The sequence below is a fragment of the Duganella sp. GW821-FHT07F09 genome (genome assembly GCF_059418705.1).
Genome location: NZ_JBWKQJ010000008.1, coordinates 121,956 through 143,740, shown reverse-complemented (window position 1 = coordinate 143,740; position 21,785 = coordinate 121,956). Strand labels below are relative to the sequence as shown.

At 66.3% G+C, this 21,785-nt stretch carries 18 protein-coding genes and 1 tRNA gene; 3 read left to right on the top strand and 16 right to left on the bottom strand.

The features are described 5' to 3' along the window. Positions 1-54: 54 nt before the first annotated feature. The 5 genes from AC07P1_RS21500 to AC07P1_RS21480 all read right to left on the bottom strand — a co-directional run bounded on the left by AC07P1_RS21500 (position 55) and on the right by AC07P1_RS21480 (position 7,274). The gene (locus AC07P1_RS21500; RefSeq protein WP_494697742.1) at positions 55-2,481 is read right to left on the bottom strand and encodes a TonB-dependent siderophore receptor; all 2,427 of its coding nucleotides are present in this window, start codon (positions 2,479-2,481) and stop codon (positions 55-57) included. Positions 2,482-2,602: 121 nt separating this feature from the next. Then, positions 2,603-3,778 carry a FecR family protein gene (locus AC07P1_RS21495; protein ID WP_494697741.1) on the bottom strand — a complete coding sequence of 392 codons (1,176 nt, stop codon included), beginning with the start codon at positions 3,776-3,778 and terminating at the stop codon, positions 2,603-2,605. Beyond that, positions 3,775-4,266, bottom strand: a complete 492-nt coding sequence (locus AC07P1_RS21490) for an RNA polymerase sigma factor (RefSeq protein ID WP_315223031.1) — start codon at positions 4,264-4,266, stop codon at positions 3,775-3,777. Before AC07P1_RS21490 ends, AC07P1_RS21495 begins: the two co-directional genes overlap by 4 nt. Positions 4,267-4,456: 190 nt before the next feature. Continuing rightward, positions 4,457-5,935 (bottom strand): diaminobutyrate--2-oxoglutarate transaminase, encoded by a 1,479-nt coding sequence (locus AC07P1_RS21485; RefSeq protein WP_494697740.1) that lies wholly within the window; start codon positions 5,933-5,935, stop codon positions 4,457-4,459. Positions 5,936-5,972: 37 nt separating this feature from the next. Next, positions 5,973-7,274, bottom strand: a complete 1,302-nt coding sequence (locus AC07P1_RS21480) for a lysine N(6)-hydroxylase/L-ornithine N(5)-oxygenase family protein (protein ID WP_494697739.1) — start codon at positions 7,272-7,274, stop codon at positions 5,973-5,975. Between the two features lie 238 nt (positions 7,275-7,512). On the opposite strand from AC07P1_RS21480, the gene AC07P1_RS21475 reads away from it, so the two are divergent. Then, positions 7,513-9,942, top strand: a complete 2,430-nt coding sequence (locus AC07P1_RS21475) for a penicillin acylase family protein (RefSeq protein ID WP_494697738.1) — start codon at positions 7,513-7,515, stop codon at positions 9,940-9,942. 47 nt (positions 9,943-9,989) lie between these two features. Then, the gene (locus AC07P1_RS21470) at positions 9,990-11,738 is read left to right on the top strand and encodes a cyclic peptide export ABC transporter (RefSeq protein WP_494697737.1); all 1,749 of its coding nucleotides are present in this window, start codon (positions 9,990-9,992) and stop codon (positions 11,736-11,738) included. On the opposite strand, the gene fhuF is transcribed toward AC07P1_RS21470, so the two are convergent. The 6 genes from fhuF to AC07P1_RS21440 form a co-directional block, all read right to left on the bottom strand. Then, positions 11,726-12,487: a siderophore-iron reductase FhuF gene (gene fhuF / locus AC07P1_RS21465; RefSeq protein ID WP_494697736.1), complete on the bottom strand. Its 762-nt coding sequence runs from the start codon at positions 12,485-12,487 to the stop codon at positions 11,726-11,728. The genes AC07P1_RS21470 and fhuF overlap by 13 nt on opposite strands. A gap of 226 nt (positions 12,488-12,713) precedes the next feature. Next, complete coding sequence (locus AC07P1_RS21460; RefSeq protein WP_494697735.1) at positions 12,714-13,142, bottom strand: hypothetical protein; 429 nt, start codon at positions 13,140-13,142, stop codon at positions 12,714-12,716. A 186-nt stretch (positions 13,143-13,328) separates the two neighbouring features. Further along, positions 13,329-13,754 carry a hypothetical protein gene (locus tag AC07P1_RS21455; protein ID WP_494697734.1) on the bottom strand — a complete coding sequence of 142 codons (426 nt, stop codon included), beginning with the start codon at positions 13,752-13,754 and terminating at the stop codon, positions 13,329-13,331. Between the two features lie 23 nt (positions 13,755-13,777). Further along, positions 13,778-14,146 carry a hypothetical protein gene (locus tag AC07P1_RS21450; protein WP_494697733.1) on the bottom strand — a complete coding sequence of 123 codons (369 nt, stop codon included), beginning with the start codon at positions 14,144-14,146 and terminating at the stop codon, positions 13,778-13,780. 62 nt (positions 14,147-14,208) lie between these two features. Then, positions 14,209-14,595, bottom strand: coding sequence for a hypothetical protein (locus tag AC07P1_RS21445; RefSeq protein WP_494697732.1), 387 nt, complete (start codon positions 14,593-14,595; stop codon positions 14,209-14,211). A 57-nt stretch (positions 14,596-14,652) separates the two neighbouring features. Next, complete coding sequence (locus AC07P1_RS21440) at positions 14,653-14,964, bottom strand: hypothetical protein (protein WP_494697731.1); 312 nt, start codon at positions 14,962-14,964, stop codon at positions 14,653-14,655. A 248-nt stretch (positions 14,965-15,212) separates the two neighbouring features. On the opposite strand from AC07P1_RS21440, the gene AC07P1_RS21435 reads away from it, so the two are divergent. Continuing rightward, positions 15,213-16,064 (top strand): formyltransferase family protein, encoded by an 852-nt coding sequence (locus AC07P1_RS21435; protein ID WP_494697730.1) that lies wholly within the window; start codon positions 15,213-15,215, stop codon positions 16,062-16,064. Between the two features lie 26 nt (positions 16,065-16,090). Here AC07P1_RS21435 and AC07P1_RS21430 read toward each other — a convergent pair whose 3' ends face one another. The 5 genes from AC07P1_RS21430 to AC07P1_RS21410 all read right to left on the bottom strand — a co-directional run bounded on the left by AC07P1_RS21430 (position 16,091) and on the right by AC07P1_RS21410 (position 21,783). Then, positions 16,091-18,106, bottom strand: coding sequence for a TonB-dependent receptor (locus AC07P1_RS21430; RefSeq protein WP_494697729.1), 2,016 nt, complete (start codon positions 18,104-18,106; stop codon positions 16,091-16,093). Between the two features lie 288 nt (positions 18,107-18,394). Beyond that, the gene (locus tag AC07P1_RS21425; protein WP_494697728.1) at positions 18,395-18,865 is read right to left on the bottom strand and encodes an RDD family protein; all 471 of its coding nucleotides are present in this window, start codon (positions 18,863-18,865) and stop codon (positions 18,395-18,397) included. 116 nt (positions 18,866-18,981) lie between these two features. Further along, positions 18,982-19,066: transfer RNA gene (locus AC07P1_RS21420), tRNA-Leu, on the bottom strand. A gap of 65 nt (positions 19,067-19,131) precedes the next feature. Continuing rightward, complete coding sequence (locus AC07P1_RS21415; RefSeq protein WP_494697727.1) at positions 19,132-19,878, bottom strand: DUF4386 domain-containing protein; 747 nt, start codon at positions 19,876-19,878, stop codon at positions 19,132-19,134. A 207-nt stretch (positions 19,879-20,085) separates the two neighbouring features. Continuing rightward, positions 20,086-21,783: a phytase gene (locus tag AC07P1_RS21410; RefSeq protein WP_494697726.1), complete on the bottom strand. Its 1,698-nt coding sequence runs from the start codon at positions 21,781-21,783 to the stop codon at positions 20,086-20,088. Between the last annotated feature and the right edge of the window lie 2 nt (positions 21,784-21,785).

Here is a 21,785-nt window from a genome sequence, read left to right as displayed (position 1 = left end):
TGATGGCGTACGGGTTGCGCTGGCGCGCGGCCCGTACGCCTGGCCGGGATGGCCTTAGAAGTCTATCGTGGCCGACAGCGATACGGTGCGTGGCTGCGAAAGGTTCAGCCAGGCGCCGGAGCCGCTGGTCCAGTAGTCGCGTCCGAACAGGTTGTTGACGTTGGCGCGCAGCACCAGCGGACGGCTCCATGCCACCATGGCATAACGGGCACCGGCGTCCCAGCGGGTCCAGCCGGGAATGGTGCGTGAATTGTCCTGGTCGATGACCTGCTTGCTGGTGGCGATCATGCGCGCCGTCAGCGTCAGTCCGGCTGCGCCCGGCACGTCGTACTCGCCGCCCAGGTTGAGCTGGCGGCGTGCCACGTTCGGGGCGAAGTTGTCGTCATAGCGGCCGCCGTCGGTGTGGGTCAGGCGGGCGTCGGTGTAGACCACGCCGCCCAGCGCGCGCACGCCCGGCAGCGGTTCGCCGAAGAAGGTCAGTTCCAGCCCGCGGTTGCGTTGCTCGCCGTCGACCTTGTAGGTGGCGGTGCCGTCGCCGTTGCCGATGATCAGGCCGCTGGGACGGGTGATCTGGAAGATGGCGGCGGCGGCGCTGAAGCGGCCGAAGTCGTATTTCGCGCCCACTTCGTACTGCTTGGTGTCCTTGGGCGAGAAGACCTCGCCGGCGTTGGTGGTGCCCACCGGCGCGGTGTCGCCCTGGCTCAGGCCTTCGATGTAGTTGCCGTACAGGGACAGATTGGCCTGCGGCTTGAACAGCACGGCCAGCATTGGCGTGGTGGCGCCCTGGTCGTAGGTGGTGCTGCCGGCGCCGGTGCGGGTGTCGTAGGCGATGTACTTGACGTTCTGGCGGCGCACGCCCAGCGTGACGGCGACGCGGTCGTCGGCCGACGAGATCGTATCGGCGATGGCGTACGACGGCAGTTCGACCTTGTCCGTCTTCGGCGCGGTGGAAGGGAAGCCCGCCAGCGACGGAGCGCTCACGAACGACGGTTGGTAGATGTTGGTGTCGAAGCTCTTGATGCCGTAATAATCGGCCGTGAAGCCGTGCGTGCGTTTCAGGTAACTGGCGTTCAGGTTCACCTGGTGCTTCAGCCCGCCGGTTTTGAACGTGCCCCGCATGCCGACCTGGGCGCTGCGGTGCTTGTAGTAATCGGGCCAGTAGTACGCGGTCGCTTGGGCGTTGCCGGCGGTATCGGTGACGAAGATGTCGGTGGACAGGTATTCGAAGTGGTTGTCGCTGTAGCCGGCCGCGCCGTACACGGTCCAGTCGGGCGCGAAGTCGTATTCCACCTTGGCCAGCGCGTAATCGCTCTTGGTGTCGGAGTATTCCCAGTCCTGCGCGGCGCGCCGGCGCGCGTTCGGCGCGGCCGGAATGGCGACGCCGTCGGCGAAGCCCAGGCCGCCGGCGCCCTGCGGCGCCTCGTTGTTCATGGTCTGGTGTCCGGCGTCGAGCGAGGCCCGCAGGTTGGCGCCGCGGTAGTCGAGGGCCACCGTGCCGGCCTGCAGATCGACCTTCTGGCCGTCGGTGGCGGTGTTGCCGTTGCGATAGACGCCGTTGAAGCGCACGCCCCATTCCTGCTGCTCGCCGAAGCGCCGGCCGATGTCCACATGGCCGCCGAAGACGCCGTCCGACAGGTAGGTGGCCGTCAGGCGCGTGAGCGGCTTGTCGCCGGCGCGCTTGGGCACCATGTTGATGGCGCCGCCCGAGGCGTCATAGGGCGCCATGCCGTTGAGCAGCGCGTTCGGTCCCTTGAGCACTTCCACGCGCTCGGCCGTTTCGACCGGCAGCGTGCGCGACGGCGCCACGCCGTACATGCCGTCGAACAGGATCGAGTTTTGCACATAGAAGCCGCGGATCATGAAGGAATCGCCGGCGCCGGCCGCGTTGGTCAAGCCGTAGGAAACGGTGCGCACCGACGGGTCGTTGGCCATGACGTCGGCCACGGTGACCGCTTGCTGGTTGGTGATCAGCTCGGCGGTATAGCTGGTGACGCTGAACGGCGTGTCGATCACCTCGCGGTTGCCCAGCAGGCCGAGCCGGCTGCCGCTGGCGACCTGGCCGCCGGCGTACGCCTCCGGCAGGTCGCCTGGCAGCAGGGCGCTGGCCGCCACGCTCACCAGCGGCAGCGTTTTTTCGGCCGTCCTGGGCGTGGCGGCGCCGATGATGATGGTCGCGCCTTCTTGTCGGGCCTCCAGGCCGCTGCCGGCGAGCAACTGGTCCAGCGCCTGGCGCGTGGCGACCGTGCCCTGGACGGCCGGCGCCGTCTTGCCGGCGACCAAGGCCGGCGGGAAGGCGACCGGGATGCCGGTCGCGGCGGAGAACTCGTTGAGCGCGGCGCCCAGCGGCTGGGCGGCGATGGAAAACGCGACGGTGCCGTTATTGCCGGCGGTTTGGGCGTGGACCCAGGCCGGGCTGGCGAGCGCCAGGGCGACGGCGAGGGAAATCGGGGCGAGGTGGAGGCGGGGTAGCGCGTGCGGCATGGGTTTCCTGGACGATAGTGGTTAGTATAAATGAAACGTGTAAATGAAAATCGATCTCATTACTGATCTCATTACTATCTAAGACGCACGACCGGCCGAAATGTACACCCCCGTCAGCGGATTACTTTGCCCGCACCACCTCGGTCATGCCGTCGGCGCGCCGGACCAGCCTGACCGGCAGGATATGGGGGAGGGCTTGCGCGAACGCGGCTGGATTGCCCACCCGATAGCTGCCACCGATTGGCATCCGCGCCACCTCGGGGTCGGCGACCACCAGGTTGACGGCGCCGTAGCGTTCGAATTCGCGCACCGCTTCGGCCAGCGGCGTGCTGGCGAAGCGGATCAGGCCCTTGCGCCAGGGGGCGATGCCGCCCGGGCCGACGGCGGCGACCGCGCCCAGGCCGGCGGTGGTCGACACCCGGACGAACTGGCCCGCGCGCAACTGCGCCGTCCCGACGGCGCCGGCATCGCCGTCGAGGCCGGCACGGCTCACGCCGACACGGCCTTCCTCGACCTCGATATCGACCTCGGCGCTTTGGCCTGCACAGTCCCGGCAGCGGACCGCGAAGCGGGTGCCGAGCACCGTCACGCGGGCCGGACCGGCCAGCACGGTGAACGGCCGGGCGGCGTCGCGGGCGACGCCGAACATCGCCTGGCCGTCGGGCAGGCGCACCAGGCGGCGGTCGCGGTACAAGGTCACCTCCGCGCGGGTGCCGGCGTCGAGCGTGAGCCGGCTGCCGTCGGGCAGCGCGACGTCGAGCAACTGGCCGCGCTGCGCGGTGTAGACGTGCTCGAAGGTCGGTTGCCGCCACCATTGCCGCCAGCCGACGCCGGCGGCCACCAGCGCCACGCAGCACAACGCCAGCGCCGCCGGGCGGACGGCCAGCGCGGCGGCCAGCCAGGCGCCCTGGCCGGGCCGCGCTTGCGGCGGAGCAGCGGGAGTGGCGGCGGGAGTAGAGGCGGGAGTTAAGGCGGGCGCCGAAGCCGGCGGCCCGCCGGCAGGCTGCGGGCTGGCGCGGCGCAGGTGGGCGGTACGGCCGGCCGGCAGGCCGCGCAGCATGCGCAGGCCCTCGTCCAGGCGGGAAAACGCCGCCCGGTGCGCCGGATCGGCCGCCAGCCACAGGCCGAACAGGGCCTCGTCGCCGGCGTCGAGGCCCTGCTCGCGGCGGCCATGCCACGCCATCGCGGCGACGTCGACCGGATCGCTGGCGCGCAGATGGGCGGCCGATTCGTTCATGGCGATGTCGTCGGGGCCGGGCGCGCCGGACGGGCCGGTGGAGGAGGGAGGGGAGCTCATCCTTCGAACGCCGCGCGGCAGGCGGCGCAGGCCAGCTTGCCCCGTCCGATGTATTGATTGACCATGCTCAGCGAGATGCCCATGTGCCGGGCGATCTCCTTGTTGGACAGATCGTCGAAGGCGTACAGGCAAAATGCCTCGCGGCAGCGGTCGGGCAGTTGCTCGATGGCCTTCAGATACGCCTCGGCCGCCTGCGAGGAGGAATAGACTTCTTCCGGCTGAAGGTGGGCCGGCTGCACCGGCATGTCCGGTTCGGCCAGGGTGTCGATGTCGTCGTGGCGCCGGATGTCGGCGCGGCGGTCCATGTCGATCTTCAGGTGGACCGCCACTTTCCTCAGCAGCGCCCGGGGATCGAGGATCGCCTGCCCGGACTGTTCCATCGTCAGCACGCGGACATAGCTTTCCTGCGCCAGGTCGGCGGCCAGATCGGGGTCCCTGACTTTACGCAGGCAGAAATTAAACAGTTCTCGATAATAATGCGTGATCACAATCCGTCCCGGCCACAGAACCAGCCACCCCGGACCTTGTGCGGCCGGGGAACCATGCCTTTCCCAGGCTCGCTACGGTGGCGATGTGGCTGGCGCAGGCCGGGCTCGGAGGGCGAGCCGGCATATGCAGCGAACGGCGGCCATGCGCGCATGGGCCGCCCGCTCGGCATCTGGCGGGATGAGGGCGTTGTTATCCTATCATGGAAAGCACTTTCCGGCCACCCGCCGCAATCCCGGCATCATCGGCGCCGTCGCCGGCGGCGACCGCGGCCTGCAGCGCGGCGCCGAAGATGTCGGCCACCCGATCGATTTCGCGGTCGGTGATGATCAGCGGCGGCAGGAAGCGCATCACGCAGCCGTGGCGGCCGCCGCGCTCGATGATCAAGCCCCGGCGCAGGCATTCCTGCTGGATCGCCAGGGCCAGCGCCGGCGCCGCCGCCGGATTGCCCTGGACATCGGGCGCGGCGTCCGGGTCGACGATCTCGGCGCCCAGCATCAGGCCCCGGCCGCGCACGTCGCCGATCTGCGGATAGCGTTGCCGCAGCTGGTCCAGCGCCTTGGACAGGCGCGCACCGCGCGCGTTGGCCAGCTCGGCCAGGCCTTCCGCGCGCAGCAGCCGGATCGTGGCCGAGCCGGCCGCCATCGCCAGCTGGTTGCCACGGAAGGTGCCGGCGTGGGCGCCCGGCTTCCAGCCGTCGAGCTTGTCGCGGTAGACCACCACCGCCAACGGCAGCCCGCCGCCGATGGCCTTCGACAGCGCGACCGCGTCGGGCATGATGCCGGCGTGCTCGAAAGCGAACATCTGGCCGGTGCGCCCGAACCCGGTCTGCACCTCGTCGAGGATCAGCGGCACGTCGGCGGCGGCGGTCAGCGCGCGCAGCCCGGCCAGCCAGTTGGCGGGCGCGGGGATGACGCCGCCTTCGCCCTGGATCGCTTCGACGATGACGCCGGCCGGCAGCGGCACGCCGCCTTCCGGATCCTGCAGCACGCTTTGCAGGTAGGCCAGGTTGGCGCGCACGCCGGGCTCGCCGCGCAGGCCGAGCGGGCAGCGGTAGTCATATGGGAAGGGCAGGAACTGCACGCCGGTGAGCGTGTCGTTGACCGGGGTCTTCGGCCCCAGGCTGCCCATCAGTTGCAAGGTGCCCTGGGTCATGCCGTGGTAGGCGCCCTGGAAGGCCAGCATGGTGCCGCGGCCGGTGGCGGTCTTGACCAGTTTGACGGCCGCCTCGATGGCGTCGGCGCCGGTCGGGCCGCAAAACTGGATGCGGGCGTCGCGCGCGAAGCCGGCCGGCAGCAGCTCGAACAGGTCCTGCACGAAACGGTCCTTGACCGGCGTGGTCAGGTCCAGCGTGTGCAGCGGGGTGCCGTCGCGCAGCACGGCCATGATGGCCTCGACCACCGCCGGGTGGTTGTGGCCGAGCGCCAGCGTGCCGGCGCCGGCCAGGCAGTCGATGAAGACGCGGCCCTCGATGTCCTCGACGTAGATGCCGGCCGCGCGGTTGAGCACCAGCGGCAGGCGGCGCGGATAGCTGCGCGCGCTCGATTCCTGGCGCGCCTGCCTTTCCAGCATGGCGTGCGGGGTCAGTTGGTAGGGCTGCGACAGCGCCGCGTGCCGGCGCGCCAGCTCGCGCTCCAGCGCCTGGTTTGTGTGGATGTTGAGATGGTCCATGGTTTCTCCCTGTGTGATGTGAGCGAAGCGTCGGCGTTCAGCCGGCCAGCGCGGCGCGGCGCGGCTGCGCGTCGACGACCGCCGGCGCCGTTTCCACGGGCAGGGCGTCGATGATTTCCTGCACCCGCAGCGCGGTCACCGACAGCAGCGTGTCGCTCAGCCCGTGCGTGTCCTCGCAGGCGCCCTGCAGGAAGATCGCCGGCCGGAACGCCGCGCCGGCCTGCAGGCGGTAGTTGCGGTCGACGACGAAGTCGCCCAGGTGCGGGCCCAACTCGGCGAGCAGGTGCCGGTGGTGCTCGCGCCCATAGCCGGTGGCCAGCACCACGGCGTCGTAGCGCCGCACCAGTTCGCTGTCGCGCTGCTCGTCGCGCATCACCAGCTCGATGCCGTCGGCGCGCGCGCGCACGGCGCCGATCTGGTGCTGGCGCAGCAGTTGGTGGCGGTCGCCGCGCGCTACGCGCTCTTCATAGAAGATCTTGTAGATCTGCTCGATCAGCGCCAGGTCGGGCGCGGCGTAGTTGGTGCGATGGAATTCCGACAGCAGGCCGGCGCGCGTGGCGTCGTCCTGGCGGAAGATGTAGTCGGTGAAGTCGGCGTTGAAGACGCCGTTGACGAAGGGGCTGTCGTCGGACGGATGGAGGGTGCGGGCGCGCATGATCATGTCGATTTGCGCCGGTTCGGGCCGGTTGTGCAGGTCGACGAAGATCTCGGCGGCGCTCTGGCCGGCGCCGATCACCGCGATCTTGCGGGCCTGGCGGTTGGCGGCGATGCCCGTCAGGTAGCGGCTCGAGTGGAACACGCGCGCATCGCCGGCGACGTCGGCGAAACACTCGGGCAGCCTGGGCGTGCCGCCGATGCCGAGCACCAGCTGGCGCGTCAGCCGCTCGTGCATGCCGCCGTGGGCGTCGCGCGAGCGCACGCGCAGCGCGACGACGTCGCCTTGCCGATGCTCCGGCAGCACTTCGACCACCTCCTCGCCGTAGACGCAGCGGTCGTTGAACTGGCGCGCCGCCCAGCCGAGATAGTCGCTGAACTCGCGGCGGCTGGGGAAGAAGGTTTTCAGGTTGATGAAGTCGGGCAAGCGGCCGTGCTCGTGCAGGTAATTGACGAAGGTGTAGCGGCTGCGCGGGTTGCGCAGCGTGGCCAGGTCCTTCAGATAGGAGATCTGCATGTGCGCATGGTCGAGCAGCATGCCGGGATGCCAGGCGAAGCTGGCCTGCTTTTCAAGGAAGAGCGCATCGACGTGGCGGCGCCCGGCTTGCCGTTCCTCCTGGAGGGCGATGGCCAGCGCGATGTTGGACGGGCCGAAGCCGATCCCAATCAAGTCGTGAATGTGCATTCGAGAAACCCCACGAAAACGTTACTGGTTAATGGTGATGGAAAGCCGGTGATGGAAAGTCGGCGAGGGAGCGTCAGCTCCGGCATGTACCGGCCACCCCCTCAGGACGGCGCCCGCGCGCATCTGTTTAGTCGCGCCGGCTTAAACAAGCGCGGCGCGGGCGCGTCTTGGGAATGAAACACGGCGCTTCGTCGTCCCCCATGGTTGCCCCTCAATCCCTCGTCCAAGGATCACGCTTATGCCTCGTCGCCGTTCCACCCAGCCGCCGCGCCGCGCCGCCGCGCCGTTGTACGCGCTGTTGTCGTTATTGTTGTCGCTGTCGCTGTCGCTGTCGCTGTGCTTGCCATCGCCGGCCCGGGCCGGCGCCGCCACGCCGCCGGGCGCGGTCGAAATCCGCCGCACCACCGACGGCATCGCCCACATCCGCGCCGCCGACTGGCGCGAGCTGGGCCTCGGCGTCGGCTATGTGCAGGCGCAGGACGCGCTGTGCACCCTGGCCGACGCCTTCGTCACGTACGCGGGGCAGCGCGCCTGGTACTTCGGCGCCGACCAGCGCCTGCCCGGCGCCTCGAGCATGGGACGGCCGAAGAACATCGATGCGGATTTCTTTTTCAAGGCCTTCGCCGACGAGGACATGGTCGCCACCATGCGCCAGGCGCAGCCGGCCGAGCTGACCGCGCTGGTGGCCGGCTACGCCGACGGCTACAACAAGCTGCTGCGCGAGGCGCGCGCCCGCCCGCGGCGCCACGCGGCCCGCACCTGCCTGGAAGAACCGTGGGTGCGCGAAATCGCCCCGTCCGACATCTACCGGCGCCTGTACGCGGCGCAGGTCATGGCCGGCTACGGCCACTTCATGACCGACATCGTCAACGCCAGGCCCGCCTCGGAACGCGTGGCCGACGCCGCCGACGTGGCCGCGCTACAGGCCCGGCTGGCCAACAACCTCGGGGCGCGGGCCGAACTGGGCAGCAACGCCATCGCCTGGGGACGGGCGGCGACCGGCGACGACGGCGCGCTGCTGTTCGGCAATCCCCATTGGTTCTGGGGCGGGCCGGACCGCTTCTACCAGATGCACCTGACCATCCCCGGACAATTGAACGTGGCCGGCGCCGGCTTTCTGGGCGTGCCGCTGGTGATGATCGGCTTCAACGACAACGTGGCGTGGAGCCATACGGTGTCGCGCACCCGGCGTTTCGGCCTGTTCGAACTGGCGCTCGATCCCGCCGATCCCGAGCGCTATCTGGTCGACGGCGTGTCGACCCCGCTGAGCAAGCGCCACGTCACCGTGGCCGTGCGCGACGCCGACGGCGGCGCGCGCCAGGTCGGGCGCACGCTGTATGCGTCGCGCTTCGGCCCGGTGGTCGATTTGCGCGGCCTGCATCCGGCGCTGGCCTGGTCGGCGCAGCGGGCGATGGCGGTGCGCGACGTCAACGGCGGGAACTGGCGCATCTTCCGCAACTTCCTCGCCTGGGACCGCGCCGCCTCGCTGGACGAGTTCATGGCCATCCAGCGGCGCGAGGCGGCCATGCCGTGGGTGAACACGCTGGCCGTGGGGCGCGGTGACGGCCGCGTCTGGTACGCCGACATCGGCGCCGTGCCCAACGTGCCCGACGACCTGCGCCGCGATTGCGCGGCGCCGCTGGCGGCCGCGTTCGCCGGGCTCGACCCGCGCACGCCGGTGCTCGACGGCACCCGCTCGGCCTGCGACTGGCGCCTCGACGCCGCCTCGGCGCAGCCGGGGGCGATGCCGGCGCAGCGGCTGCCCAGCCTGCTGCGCGAAGATTATGTGGCCAACATGAACGACAGCCACTGGCTGTCCAACGTCGATCAGCCGCTGGAGGGGTATTCGGCGCTGCAGGGCGACGAGCGCACGGCGCTCAGTTTCCGGGGCCGTCTGGGGCACGAGCTGGCGCTGGACCTGGCGCGGCGCGGGGCCGGCTCCGCAGCCGAGCTGGGCGCGTGGGCGGCGCGCGATGTGCTCAGCGCGCGCGTCTACACCGCCGAGCAATACAAGCTGCCCCTGCTCGAGCAGGCCTGCGCCGGCGAGTCGCCTTCGGCCGCCGCCGTCTCGCTGGTCCGGGCCTGCGCCGTGTTGCGCGCCTGGGGCAACACCGGCGAGGTCGGCGACCATGGCGCGCTGCTGTGGGAAACCTTCTGGCGCGAGCTGGAGAAGGGCGCCGGCAAGGACCTGTTCACCGTCGCGTTCTCGGCCGCCGCGCCGCTGCGCACGCCCGCCGCGCCGCGGCCGGCCGACGGCGTCGCGGCCAAGGCACTGGCGGCCGCCGTCGTGTCGTTGACCGCGCAGGGCGTCGCCCTGGACGAGGCCGCCAGTGCGCGGCGCGCCGTGCGCAGCGGCGGCAAGCGCTGGCCGATCTACGGCGGCTGCGGCGACGTCGGCTACTTCGCCACCGCCTGTCCCGACGTCGGCGAGCTGGCGCTGGGGCCGAACGTGGTCGCCAACAGCTACCTGCAGATGGTCTGGTTCGGCAAGCGCGGCGTCGAGGCGCGCACCTTGCTGGCCCACGGGCAGGACGAGCGGGCCGTGCGCGGCGGCGCCGGCAGCGCCGCGGTGGCGCGCTACGCCCGCAAGGACTGGCTCGCCTTTCCGTTCCGCGAGGACGACATCCTGCGCGATCCGCTGCTGAGCACGTCGGTACTGCGCCCTTGACGGGGCCCGCCGCACGCATTGACATCAACCATGACACGAGGTAGAGCATGACCATTTCAAACAACGAAGGCGGCCGGATACGCGATCTGTTGCCGCTGCTGCGGCCCTTCCTGCCCTGGATAGCGCTGTCCGCGCTGACCGGCGCGGTGGCCAGCATCGCGTCGGTGGCCTTGCTGGCGACGATCAACCAGGTGCTCAACCTTCCCGGCGGCATGTCGTGGCGCATCGCGTTGTTCTTCGGCGGGCTGTGCCTGGTGGCGCTGGCGGGACGGGCCACTTCCCACATCGCCATGAACCACGTCGGCCAGCGGCTGGTGGCCGAAGTGCGCAAGTCGCTGGCCAGGAAAATCCTGTCGGCGCCGATCGACGCGCTCGAGCGCTTCAAGACCCACCGCCTGATGCCGGTGCTGACCCAGGACGTCGACATGATCAGCGACGTCATCTTCGTGCTGGCGACGACCATGGTGTCGGTGGCGACGGTGTTCGGTTGCCTGGCGTATCTGGCGTATCTGTCGCCGCCGCTGCTGGCGATGCTGCTGACGGCGTTGATCCTGGGCTCGGCGATCCAGTTGTACGCCCAGTCCAAAGGGGTGGCCGGGTTCTGGAAGGCGCGCGAGCACGAGGAGCAACTGCACAAGGCTTACCGCGATATCAGCGAGGGCGCCAAGGAACTGCGCATGCACCGCGAGCGGCGCGCGCGGATACTGAACGGGCAGATCGAGCGCACCATCGACGCCATCCGCGACGTCAACGGCAAGGCCATCAACACCTATGTGCTGGCCGCCGCCTATGGCTCGGCGTTGTATTTCCTGCTGATCGCGCTGCTGCTGGGATGGGCGGCGGTGCGCCCGGTCGAGCCGGTGGCGCTGAGCGGCTTCGTGCTGGTGCTACTGTTCCTGAAGGGACCGATCGACCAGATCATCGGCATGTTGCCCGAGGTGGGGCGCGCCAAGGTCGGGTTCCAGCGGATCGCCGAACTATCGCAGCGCTTCACCAACCCCGAGCCGCACCTGCATCTGGACCAGCCCGCGCGCCGGGTGGGCATGTCGACCAGCATCGAGCTGCGCGGCGTGCGCTACGCGTTCACGCCGCAGAACCCGGAAGACCGGGGGTTCGCGCTGGGCCCGGTCGATCTGCGCCTGCAAAGTGGCGAGCTGGTCTTCATCGTCGGCGACAACGGCTCCGGCAAGACCACGCTGATCAAGATGCTGCTGGGCCTGTACCGACCTGGACAGGGGGAGATCCTGGTGGACGGGCAGGTCGTCACCGACGAGGGGCGCGACGACTACCGGCAGCTGTTCACCACGGTGTTCGCCGATTTCTACCTGTTCGACAACGTGCTGGCCGGCGGCATCGACGGCCGTCCGCACCTGGTGGCGGAGGCGGCGCTGGAATACATGGCGCGGCTGGAGATCGCCAACAAGGTCAGTTTGAAGGATGGCGTGTTCAGCACGCTGGACCTGTCGACCGGCCAGCGCAAGCGGCTCGCGCTGGTGCACGCCTACCTGGAAGGGCGTCCGGTGCTGGTGTTCGACGAATGGGCGGCCGACCAGGACCCGACGTTCCGCCATTTGTTCTACACGGAGCTGTTGCCGGAGTTGCGCGCCAAGGGCCATCTGGTGATCGCCATCTCGCACGACGACCGCTACTTCCACCTGGCCGACCGGGTGATCCGCATGGCCGGCGGCCATATCGTCGAGGACCGCCGCCAGCCGCCGCAGACCGGCGCCGGGGCCGGGGCCGACCTGGCCGGCGACGCCAGTCCCGTCGACGCGCTGGCCGGTCAGGCTTGTTGAGGCGCGCGCAGGCCGGGGTCGAGCGGGCAGGCGTCGCAGTAGCCCGGCTCGGGCAGCAGGTAGTACAGGCAGCATTGGCGGTGCAGCTTATGGGTGACCGCCGCGCCATCCCGGTGCAGCACCACCGAGCGGTCGCGCCCGAACAGGGGATTGGGCCGCGTCGGTGCGTCCCACGACGGCGCGTGCAGCAGCCGGTCGCGGTCGGCATCCAAGCGGGGCATGCCCGGCGCCAGTTGCCCGGCGGTCTCGAAGATCGCCAGCAGTTGGCGGGCGGTGTTCGCCCACAAGATCTTCTTGGGTAGCCGGGTGTGGGCGCTCACGGCGTCGAACAGCGGCAGCAGGTGCTGCCAGACCAGCGGCGTGTAGCGGGTGGCCGTGTCGGCGCCCGGCATGGCCGTGCCCTCGGAGGTGATGTGGAAGGTGGTCGGCGTGCCGTCCGGCGCCAGACTGACGGCGGTCTGGCCTGCGGCGACGGGAAACACATGGCCCAGCAAGGTGGCCGCCGCGCTGACCGGCGGCAGCAGCGCGCCGGTGTACGCCATGGCCCACGCGGAGGCGACCGGCCGTAGGTCGCCGCCGTCGTATTGCAGGCGGGCGGCGTAGCGGCGCAGCGTGTCGTCGAGCAGGGGCGAACCGTCGGTGAAGCCGGTGGCGGCATGCGCATGCGCCGGCATGGCCGGGGCCAGCGAGAGGGCGTCGGCCAGTTCGGCCAGCGGCCCTTGAAACAGGGGGGCCAGGATCGGTATCACATGGGTTCCGTGGAAGAGCGGCGTGTTGATGTCTCTTCCATGACGCGCCAGGCGGTGGGGTGTTTAGGGCGGGCGTTCCTAACTGTACTGGTTCATACTTGACCTGACACACGATGTCCGACTGGCGACCGGTAGCATGCGCTCCAAACCGGACAGCGACAAGCCGGCACTCTACGCCGTATCCAACGAAGTCCACCGCGACGAAGCGGGTCGCGTGGTATTCAACCTATTCGGCCAATCGACCAGCGCGCTCGCTTTCGAGCCAGATATTTCCCCAATATCTAACTGTCTCCAAGCGCCTTTTGGCAGTCTCGGCAAGGTTGCAATTCGCTTCGATTTCCTGCTTTGCAGAACGCATAGCCTTCATGCCGAACTGCTGCATTAAGTAAAAAACGACCTCCTCAATGCTTACATCCCAATCGGGAAGTAGCACTTCAAGGGCTTCCTTTGGCGTAATTTCACATTTTGGATTCAGTGCATTCAGCGCAATTGCCGCATAGGCAACCGGAAGGCCAGCCCCTTGTCGCTGGATGCTAAGGAAAAATAGCGTATTGAACAGCTCGCTTTCGTCGAATCGGCGCAGCAAGTCAATCGATTGCGCTAACTGCCCCGGCGATGGCGTCGAGCTCAGTGTTTTAACGATAATAGGATTCATTTCAGCGAGTCGGCCCTAATACGAAACGTGCCTGTCACGAACGGCCGCTCCTGGCCGTACGCGGCCGATTGGACACAGCGTAGCATCTTGCTTGTGCGAAAAGTGCACGAATTGTCACGCCAGGAGGCAACCGATGTTTGAGGACACTTCTCGTTAAATGGTTACAGTCATTGACGGGGAGAACTCTCAGCCCCCACCACCACACCAGTCATCTGTGCAAAATACTGGATCGAAGATGTTCCTCTCATGAGGGGGGCCACTACTCCAGCCATAGACCCTTGCGGCTTGCCCAAAGCATTGCTCGATCCATCTTCTATCTGGCTCCATATCCACAGGAAAGTCGTAAAAACTCACTTCGATGCCGTCCCAATGCTTACTACGAATATCGAACCAATGGCGCATAAAAAACATCAGATAATGACTCCGTCCGCTAGATTCGCGCGAGACTGCGTCAGTCTGAAACATGAAGGCATTACGCTGGCGGTCCTCAGCTAGTCGAAACTCGCTGAGGTGCAGTTTACCCACGCGATCTTCCATGGGCGTATTTTTCGCCAAGCTGGCTAACTCAGCAATCTCATTAATGGTCGGAAATCGATTGATATGGAACGTCATAAGCCGTCCGGTTGTTTAAGTGGTTAGGCATTACGTGGCCGTAAAAAATATGCTGCTGCAGCCACTGCGACGCCTGAAGCAACTGCTCCCAAAGTTGTTCTTGAAGGAGCATCTCCGAAAAACATGAGAAACGGTATAGCAAAGCCAACTGCACAGGTGGCCAGCATCAGCGCGTACTTGTGAGGCCGCAAAATCAAGAAAATCGGGATGCCGATAAGTAGCATACCCACAAAGGAAGCTGGAACCGCCAGCATGAGCCCAAAGAAAATTCCCCAACCAAAGTCGAATGCTGCACCCGCATCAGAACTTCCCAAGCCAGCAAGCGTCAAGGCCGGAACGCTAGCGAAAGGAGCCAAGAAAAGCGATTTCCAAGGGAACGGTCGAATTTGCATATAGCCTAAGCTTACTTGTTTGTGTGCCCCGAACGTCCGGTAGTGGCCGGTTTCAGCCCTATCTACGCACGAACATCAAGGCGCTTAATTTCAAAATCAACATAGCCATCACAGTGCACATTACTTAGCTCGATTACAAACCCATTGACTTCAACAAGACCCTCTGCCTCATCAACGACGCGGCCTCGTCCCTCATAAGAATAATGACCAGTACGCTCTATCCGTTCTGAAGACAACGCTTCTATTTCTTCTGCTGGCCAGTCTGAAAAATAGGCGGCACGAGCGGTTCCTTCCAGAGTGGAAAGCCGATTCTCAACCTCGTCTCCAACATGCAGTCCACATGGCCAACAAAATGCGACGAGTTGCCCCTTACCGCTATCGAGTGTCACAGATGCACTTTCATCTCCCGGAGAAACCGGGTCAACTGATACAACGTGGATTACTTCCATGTTTTATGTTCTCACTAGTTACGCAAGGGTTCGGTGATGGCCGGAAGCAGCTGAGCGTCATTCGTTCGGACCAAAAAGCTCTTGGCGTACGATTCGAAAAAACGCAATGTGATCGCGCATTGGCGCTTCAAATGGCATGCAAATTTTATTCATCAGCCTCTTGACCTCCCGTTCCGGAAAATCTTCGAGATCATCGAGCACTGCCTTCATAGACTGGTTAGATATCGCATTCAAATTTTCCACATCCGCGCGCATCGCCAAATCTATGATTCGACTCCAGTGCTTAGGATCATTTATGTCCAGCTTGGTTAAGCTTTCCCACTTTGGATCGTCGATGTACTCAACATCAAGATACTTCAACCAAGACATAAGGTCCTCGCAGTTCTTCATAGAGTTCCTACAGTAAGCCATACACACAAGGTACAGCGATCAATAGCATCCAACACGGCCGCTACGAACGGCGGCTTCTGGCCGGTCGCAGCCTATCGGAACTCTAACTCATCTGACAGTTGGTGTCAGGTCAAGTTTGAGCTAGTACACCTAAACAGACGGGCGCGCGCCGCGTCTTGATGGCAGCACGTCCCGATTCTTCAATTTCAACCGATGAGTGAGCACAGATGGCAAAGACAAAACTGGTATACATTTGGTCGCTGCGCAACGCGGCCGCCGACAAGGCCGGCCAGTACGTTGCGTACAAGGGCGGGCAGCGTTATATGAAATCGCCGCTCGAGGACCTGGCCGAGGCGCTGAATCAAACGGCGCTGGGCGACGCCTACTCGCTCGAGGCCGTTATTTTCGACGACGACCCCGAGTCGCCGCGCGACCGGGACATGATCAAGGACTACGGCTTTTCGTATGAACCCGGCAAGCAGTGGTTTTATCCGCCCGAACTGGCGATCGACGGGCGACCCGTCAATGACCTGCTGTGCGGCATCGCGTCGACATACCGGCGCTTGCCGCTGGATGCGGCGCAGCGGCCGGCCGGCAAGAGCGACTTCGAAGCGCGCTTGCTCGGCAAGCTGCAATCGCTGGGCGCCGAGCTGGTGGTGCTGGACGGCCTGCTGGTCATCCTGGACGAGCTGGTGAGGCCGGGCGCGCCGTTCCGGCAGAAGATCGTCAATATCCATCCGGGCATCACGCGCATCGAATCGCCCTATGAGCGGCGCGGCGCCACCGCCACCCTGGACGCCTTGCACGGGGCGCGCGGCGAGAAGGTGACGAACTGGCGCACCATGGAGACGCGGCCCGTCCCGGCGAAGGACATGACCGGCGCCTCGTTCCATTATGTCGACAACGGCATCGACTCGGGAGAAGTCATTGTCGATGTGCTCGGGACCAGGATCGACCCGTCCGACACCATCCTGGAGCTGCGCTGGAACAATTTCAACAACAGCCTGTTCCCGGCGCTGCGGCAGGGATTGGAGCACATGGCAGGTTTGCGGGAGGTGCCGTCGGCCAAGGCCGCGTGATCTGGAGGGGGCCGCGCTCGCCGCCCTCAGAAGTCTATCGCCGCCGACAATTGCGCGCTGCGCGGCGCCGACTGCGAGATCGTCCCGTACGAGGCCACGCCGGCCCAGTAGTGGCGGTTGAAGGCGTTCATCAGGCCGGCGCGCAGGGTGGTGGCGCGGCCGGCGATGACGGCGTGGTAGCGCAGTCCGAGGTCGACTTTGGTCCAGGCCGGCACCGATTGCAGATTGGCCTGGTCGACATACTGCTTGCCGGTGTGGCTGACGGCGCCGGTGGCCGTCAGTCCCGGCAGGAAGGCCAGCGCCCATTCGCCGCCAAGGTTGGCCATCACGCGCGGCACCCCGACCGGACGCATGCCCATGGTGGCCGCGCTGTTGGTCTTGACCAGGCGTCCGTCGAGCACGCTCACGCCAGCCAGCAGGCGCAGCGAGGGGCCCAGCGCCCCCGACAGGTTGAGCTCCACGCCCCGGTTGCGCTGCTCGCTGTCCATGCGGTAGGTGTTGCCGTACAACTGGCCGCTCGGCTTGTTGATCTGGAACACGGCCACGGTGGCCAGCGCCACGCCCAGGTCGGTCTTGGCGCCGAGCTCGTATTGCTTGCTCTTGTAGGGCGCGAACACCTGGCCGGCGTTGTCGGCGATGTTGGGCGCGATGTCGCCCTTGCTCAAGCCCTCGATGTAATTGCCGTAGAGCGAGACGCGCGGCACCGGCTGGAACACGATGCCGGCCAGCGGCGTGAGCGCGCCTTGTTTGTAGCGTGTGCTGCGGGCGCCGGTGGTGGCGCTGTAGTTGTTTGATTCAACCAACTGGCGGCGCAGGCCCAGTGTCAGTTGCAGGCGCTGGTCGGGCAGGTCGATGGTGTCGGCGACGGCCGCGCTTGACAGCGTCGAGGCCGACAGCTTGGGCGCGTCCGCCGGCGCCGCGATGCCGGGATCGGCCACCGCCGACGGCGCATAAATATTCGACGCGATCGGGCGGCCGGCGTTGCTGATGCTGCCGAAGCGGTCGCGGTAGACGGTGCCCATGGCGACCAGCGCGTGTTGCAGCGCGCCGGTGCGCCAGCGCAGGCGCACGCCGGTGTCGGCGCTGCCACGGCGCACGCGGAACTTCCAGTTCATCGGCGTGGACGTGGTGTCGCCGGCGCCGTTGACGATGGTCGGGGTCTGGTCGGAATAGCGCTCGACGTCCGAGCGCGTGCCGCCGACATCGGCGAAGAATGTCAGCTTGTCGTTCAGATCGTATTCGAGCTTGCCCAGGGTGGCCAGGTCGTTGGACTTCCACCAGCCCCACGCCTGCGTGATGTTGCGGCGCCCGTCGGCGGCGTCCGGCACCGGCAGGCGCGCGGCCAGCAGGAACGGCCGGGTCGGCGCGTCGATCGACTGGTACTGCTCGATCAGATCGAGCGAGGCGCGCACGCGGCTGCCCTGGTAGTCCAGCGCCAGGGCGGCCACGGCGGCGCGCGCGTGCTGGTTGTCGAGCGGCGTGTCGCCGCGCCGGTGCAGGCCGTTGACACGGACGCCGAAGCGTCGCTCCTCGCCAAAGCGCCGGCTGACGTCGACCGCCGCCCCCAGTTGCGCGGACGAGCCGTAGTCGAAGGTCACGCGGTTCAGGTCGCGCGGCAGCGAACGCTTGGGCACGGCGTTGACGACGCCGCCGACGCCGCCGTTGGGCGACATGCCGTACAGCAGGGCGGCCGGGCCTTTGAGCACTTCGACGCTTTCCAGGTATTCGGTGAACAGGTGATAGTTGGGCGAGACGCCGTAGACGCCGTCGAAGGCGACCTCGCTCAGGTTGCCCTCGTTGAGGGGGAAGCCACGGATGAAGAAGGAGTCGGTGACGCCGCCGATCTGGCCGGTGAAGCGGGTCGAGGCGTCGCCGCCGAGGACCTCGGCCAGGGTGAGCGCTTGCTGGTCGAGCATGCGCTGGTTGGTGTAGCTGCTGACGCTGAACGGCGTGTCGAGCAGGCTTTTCTCGCCGAGCATGCCGGCGCGCGCGCTCTTGGCGATCTGGCCGCCCGAATCGGGCAGCGCCTGCCCGCTGACCAATACAGTCGGCAGATTTTCGGGCGGGGCTTCGGCGGCTTGGGCGGATTGGGCGCACGCGGCGGGAGCGAGCTGAGCCGCAATCAGGCCAGCCAAGGCAAGGGTGGACGAACGCAAGGCGCGGGCAGGGAGGCTGGGCGTAACAATGGGCATGTACAAACGGGCTGGTAATTGATAAAAGAGAAAGCTTCTCAAGATAGCACAAAATTCTGCAAATGAGAATCATTTCTATTTAAGGCAGCGCGGCACGTTGATGCTAGGCCGCTCACACAGCGCTTGTCCGGCGCGACCTCAAGCTCGCTTGCTGTCAATGAAATTCACGTCCTCGCCTTTCTCGCGGCGTATCACGACCGTATTAGAGATCTTGTCATGCCACCCCTGCTTACGTGCATCAAAACCAATCCAAAAAAAACCCAATAAAAGTGGGATCGCCGACAGGTAATAGCCGAAGCAGCGTCCAATAAACTGGCCGGCGGAAGGTTTTTTCCCCGTCCGCGCATCAACAATTGTCGCGCCTATCGCCATCTTGCCAGGGGTTGTGGACAAGGCAATCCAAAACGCGATTTGAATAATTACTGGTAGCACATATGAAATGATGAGGTCAGCCGGGCCAAGAAGAAAGGAATCTTGTAATAAGTAGTCGCGCCCATATACCGCCATCGTCATCGGCACGGTGATCGCCAACAGAAGTGCGGTATCGATTAGGGTCGCCGCAACACGCGGCCAGAATCCCACATATACCATTTCGGAATTATCTTGCATGATTTCTTTCTAATAAGTGAAATTGGGCAATGAGCGGCGAACAGGGAGCGTAAAAAAACCCGCCGTCATAGAAGATGGGCGGGTTTTGACTGCTACGGGTGCGGTTGCTTAGAACCTGGTGCTCCGAGCCGGAATCGAACCGGCACGCCTTGCGGCGGGAGATTTTAAGTCTCCAGTGTCTACCAATTTCACCATCGGAGCAGCACAGCCCAATATTATGCCATGAACATGGCATAACTGCCATACCGGAACCGGGCGCGGCAGGATCAGACGGCCGTCGATCCGCCTGCGGCCCGCTGCCGCCACGCCGGCACGTCGACTCCTTTGATCAGCAGATACAGGCAAAACGCGCTCTCGCCGATGAAGCACGGCAGCAAGATGGCGGGGAACAGCATGTCCTGCAGCGGCGGGTAGAGGATCATGGCGAAGCTGTTGATCAGGTAGCAGGCGCCGGCCAGTTGCATCAGCCAGCCGATGGCCTTGGGGAAGTAGCCGGATTGGCGGATCAGGTGGCCGACGATCAGGCATTCGACGCCGAAGAAGATCAACGCCAGGCCGAACGCGTGGGCGTGGGCGACGATCGATTGGTAGGCGAGCAGGTGCAGTTGTTGTGGATCGACCACCTTCAGGTACGCCGAGCCGGACAGCGGCGTGAGCACCGCGTGCAGGTGCAGCGCGCTGACGCTTTCGACCGCCAGCGAGACCAGGCCGAAGAAGGCCACCGCCAGGGCCAAGTGCTGGTTGGCGGGGCGGAGCAGAATGTACCAGAGCAGGGTGAGGCCGACGGCGCACAGCAGCAACAGGTCCTGGCCGCCGACGCCGAGGCGCCATAGCCATTCGGCGGCGAGGATGCCGCGGGCGGTGGCTTCGGGGTCGCCGGAGACGACCAGCTTGCCCCGGATGACCGATTCGCCGAGCACACCGATGACGATGATGATCAGGTAGAGCACGCCGGCGAGGCGGGCGTGGGCTTTTATGTTGATGGGAATGGCTGGGTGGCGGTGCTCCGACATCTTTTCTCCTGTGGACCGGAGGCCGCCGGCTGCGACGCAGCCGGCTTCTCCTGTGGTGGGAAGATTATCATGTTGTTATGGTGGGGGCTTCATGGATTCTCTCCGATTCACGGGCCGTCGACGGAGCTTGGCCGATTACGCTTCGCTAATCCGCCCTACGTGGTTCCAGATGGGAGCCTGGTTTTTTTTGCCAGGCTTTGCGTCTTTTTACTCCAGCTTTAGCGCTTTGGCGATGTCTTCCCACGCGACGTATTTGAAGTTTTGCGGGCCGTCCGGCAGGCGCTTGTACCCGTCCTGGATGACCAGCATGCCTTTCGCATATGGCCCGCCGAAGTTGGCCGAGCTGACTTCCAGCCCGTCCGTCTCCGACGTGCCGTCGATGCCGGCCGCCAGGTTGTAGCCGACCCGGAAACTGCCGCGCACGCGGTACGGCGCCTTGGCGTCGAGCACCAGATAGCTGTTGTCGCCCTGGCTGGAGACGACCAGGTAGTCGTTCTTGTCGCCATGGTACAGGCCCATGCCTTCGACGTCGGCCACCAGTTGCGGGCCGACCGGCATGATCATGCTCAGCTTGGCCGGGGCGTCGCCACGGGCCGAGACGGTCCACACGCCGCGCTTTTCCTCGCCGAGGAACAGGCGCTCGTTGCGGTCGTCGACGACGCAGCCCTCGGGCTGGCTGGCGACCTTGAGGCGGCGCAACAGCTTGCCCGACATGCCTTTGCCGTCGGCGCCGGCCTCGATGCGGTATTGCAGGAAGCTGCCGTCCTTGTCGTTGATGAACGCTTCCAGGCCGCCGTCCGCCGGACGGTACAGGCACATGCCGTAGATATCCTCCAGCCCGGTGGCGAAGGCGCCGGCCGGCGTGACGGTGCCGCCGGCGTCGATGGCGAACAGCATCACGCTGTTGTCGTCGCGCTGGGTGGCGACGGCCACGTCGAGCGTGCGTCCGCCGACGGTGACGCCCTGGCGCACGTCGACGTTGTTCAGGCGGCCGACCTCCAGCAGTTGCAGCTGCTTGCCGTTCAGGTCGTAGACCAGCAGGCCCTGTTTCTTGTTGGTGCCCAGGATGCGCGCGCCGGCCGGGTCGGCCGGGTTGCGCCAGATGGCCGGGTCGTCGGCGGCGTCGCCCTGGCGCGCGACCGGCTCGGTCTGCGCGCGCGGCTCGATGACGGCCTTGGCGTTCGCCACCGGCGCCGCCGCCTTCCATGGCAGCACCCGCGCCTCGCCTTTTTTGAAGGCGTCGCCGCGCTGGACCAGCTTGCGGCTCGGTCCGCCTTCGGCGTCGGCGTTGTAGGCCCACACGCCCATTTTTTCTTCAGTGACCAGCAGTTGTTGCGTGGTGTCTTCGGCGCGGCAATGTTTGACGTGCGGCGGCAGGGCCAGCCTGCGCACCAGCTGGCGCTGGTCGCCGTGCATCAGCCATTGTTCGGCTTGGCCATCCTTGCCGATCATGAACAGATGGTCGATCTGTTGGGCGTCACGGTACAGGCACGACGACTCGATGCCGAAGGGCGGCGCCGGGAACGGCTTCTGCGCGCTCAAGGTGCCGGCCTTCATGTCGACCAGCACCGGAAGGACATGCTCGGCGTTGGCGTCGAGCACCACGGCCAGCACGCCGCCGCCTTGCGGTTGCGGACGCAGGTCGAGCTGCTTGGCGCGCACGGCCAGGTGGGCGCGCTCCTTGCCTGCGGCGTCGAGCAGGCGCAGGGCCTGCTTGTCGATGGCCAGCCAGCCGCCGTCGGGCAGCGCGGCCAGTTCGCTGGCCTTGGCGGCGAGGCCGGGCAGGACGGCCTTACGTACCGCCTGCGCCGCCGGTGCCGCAGCCGCCGCCTGGGCGGTTTGGGCCAGCACGCCGCACGAAACCATCGCGCCGAAGAGAATACCGTTGAAGATCGTTGTTTTCATTA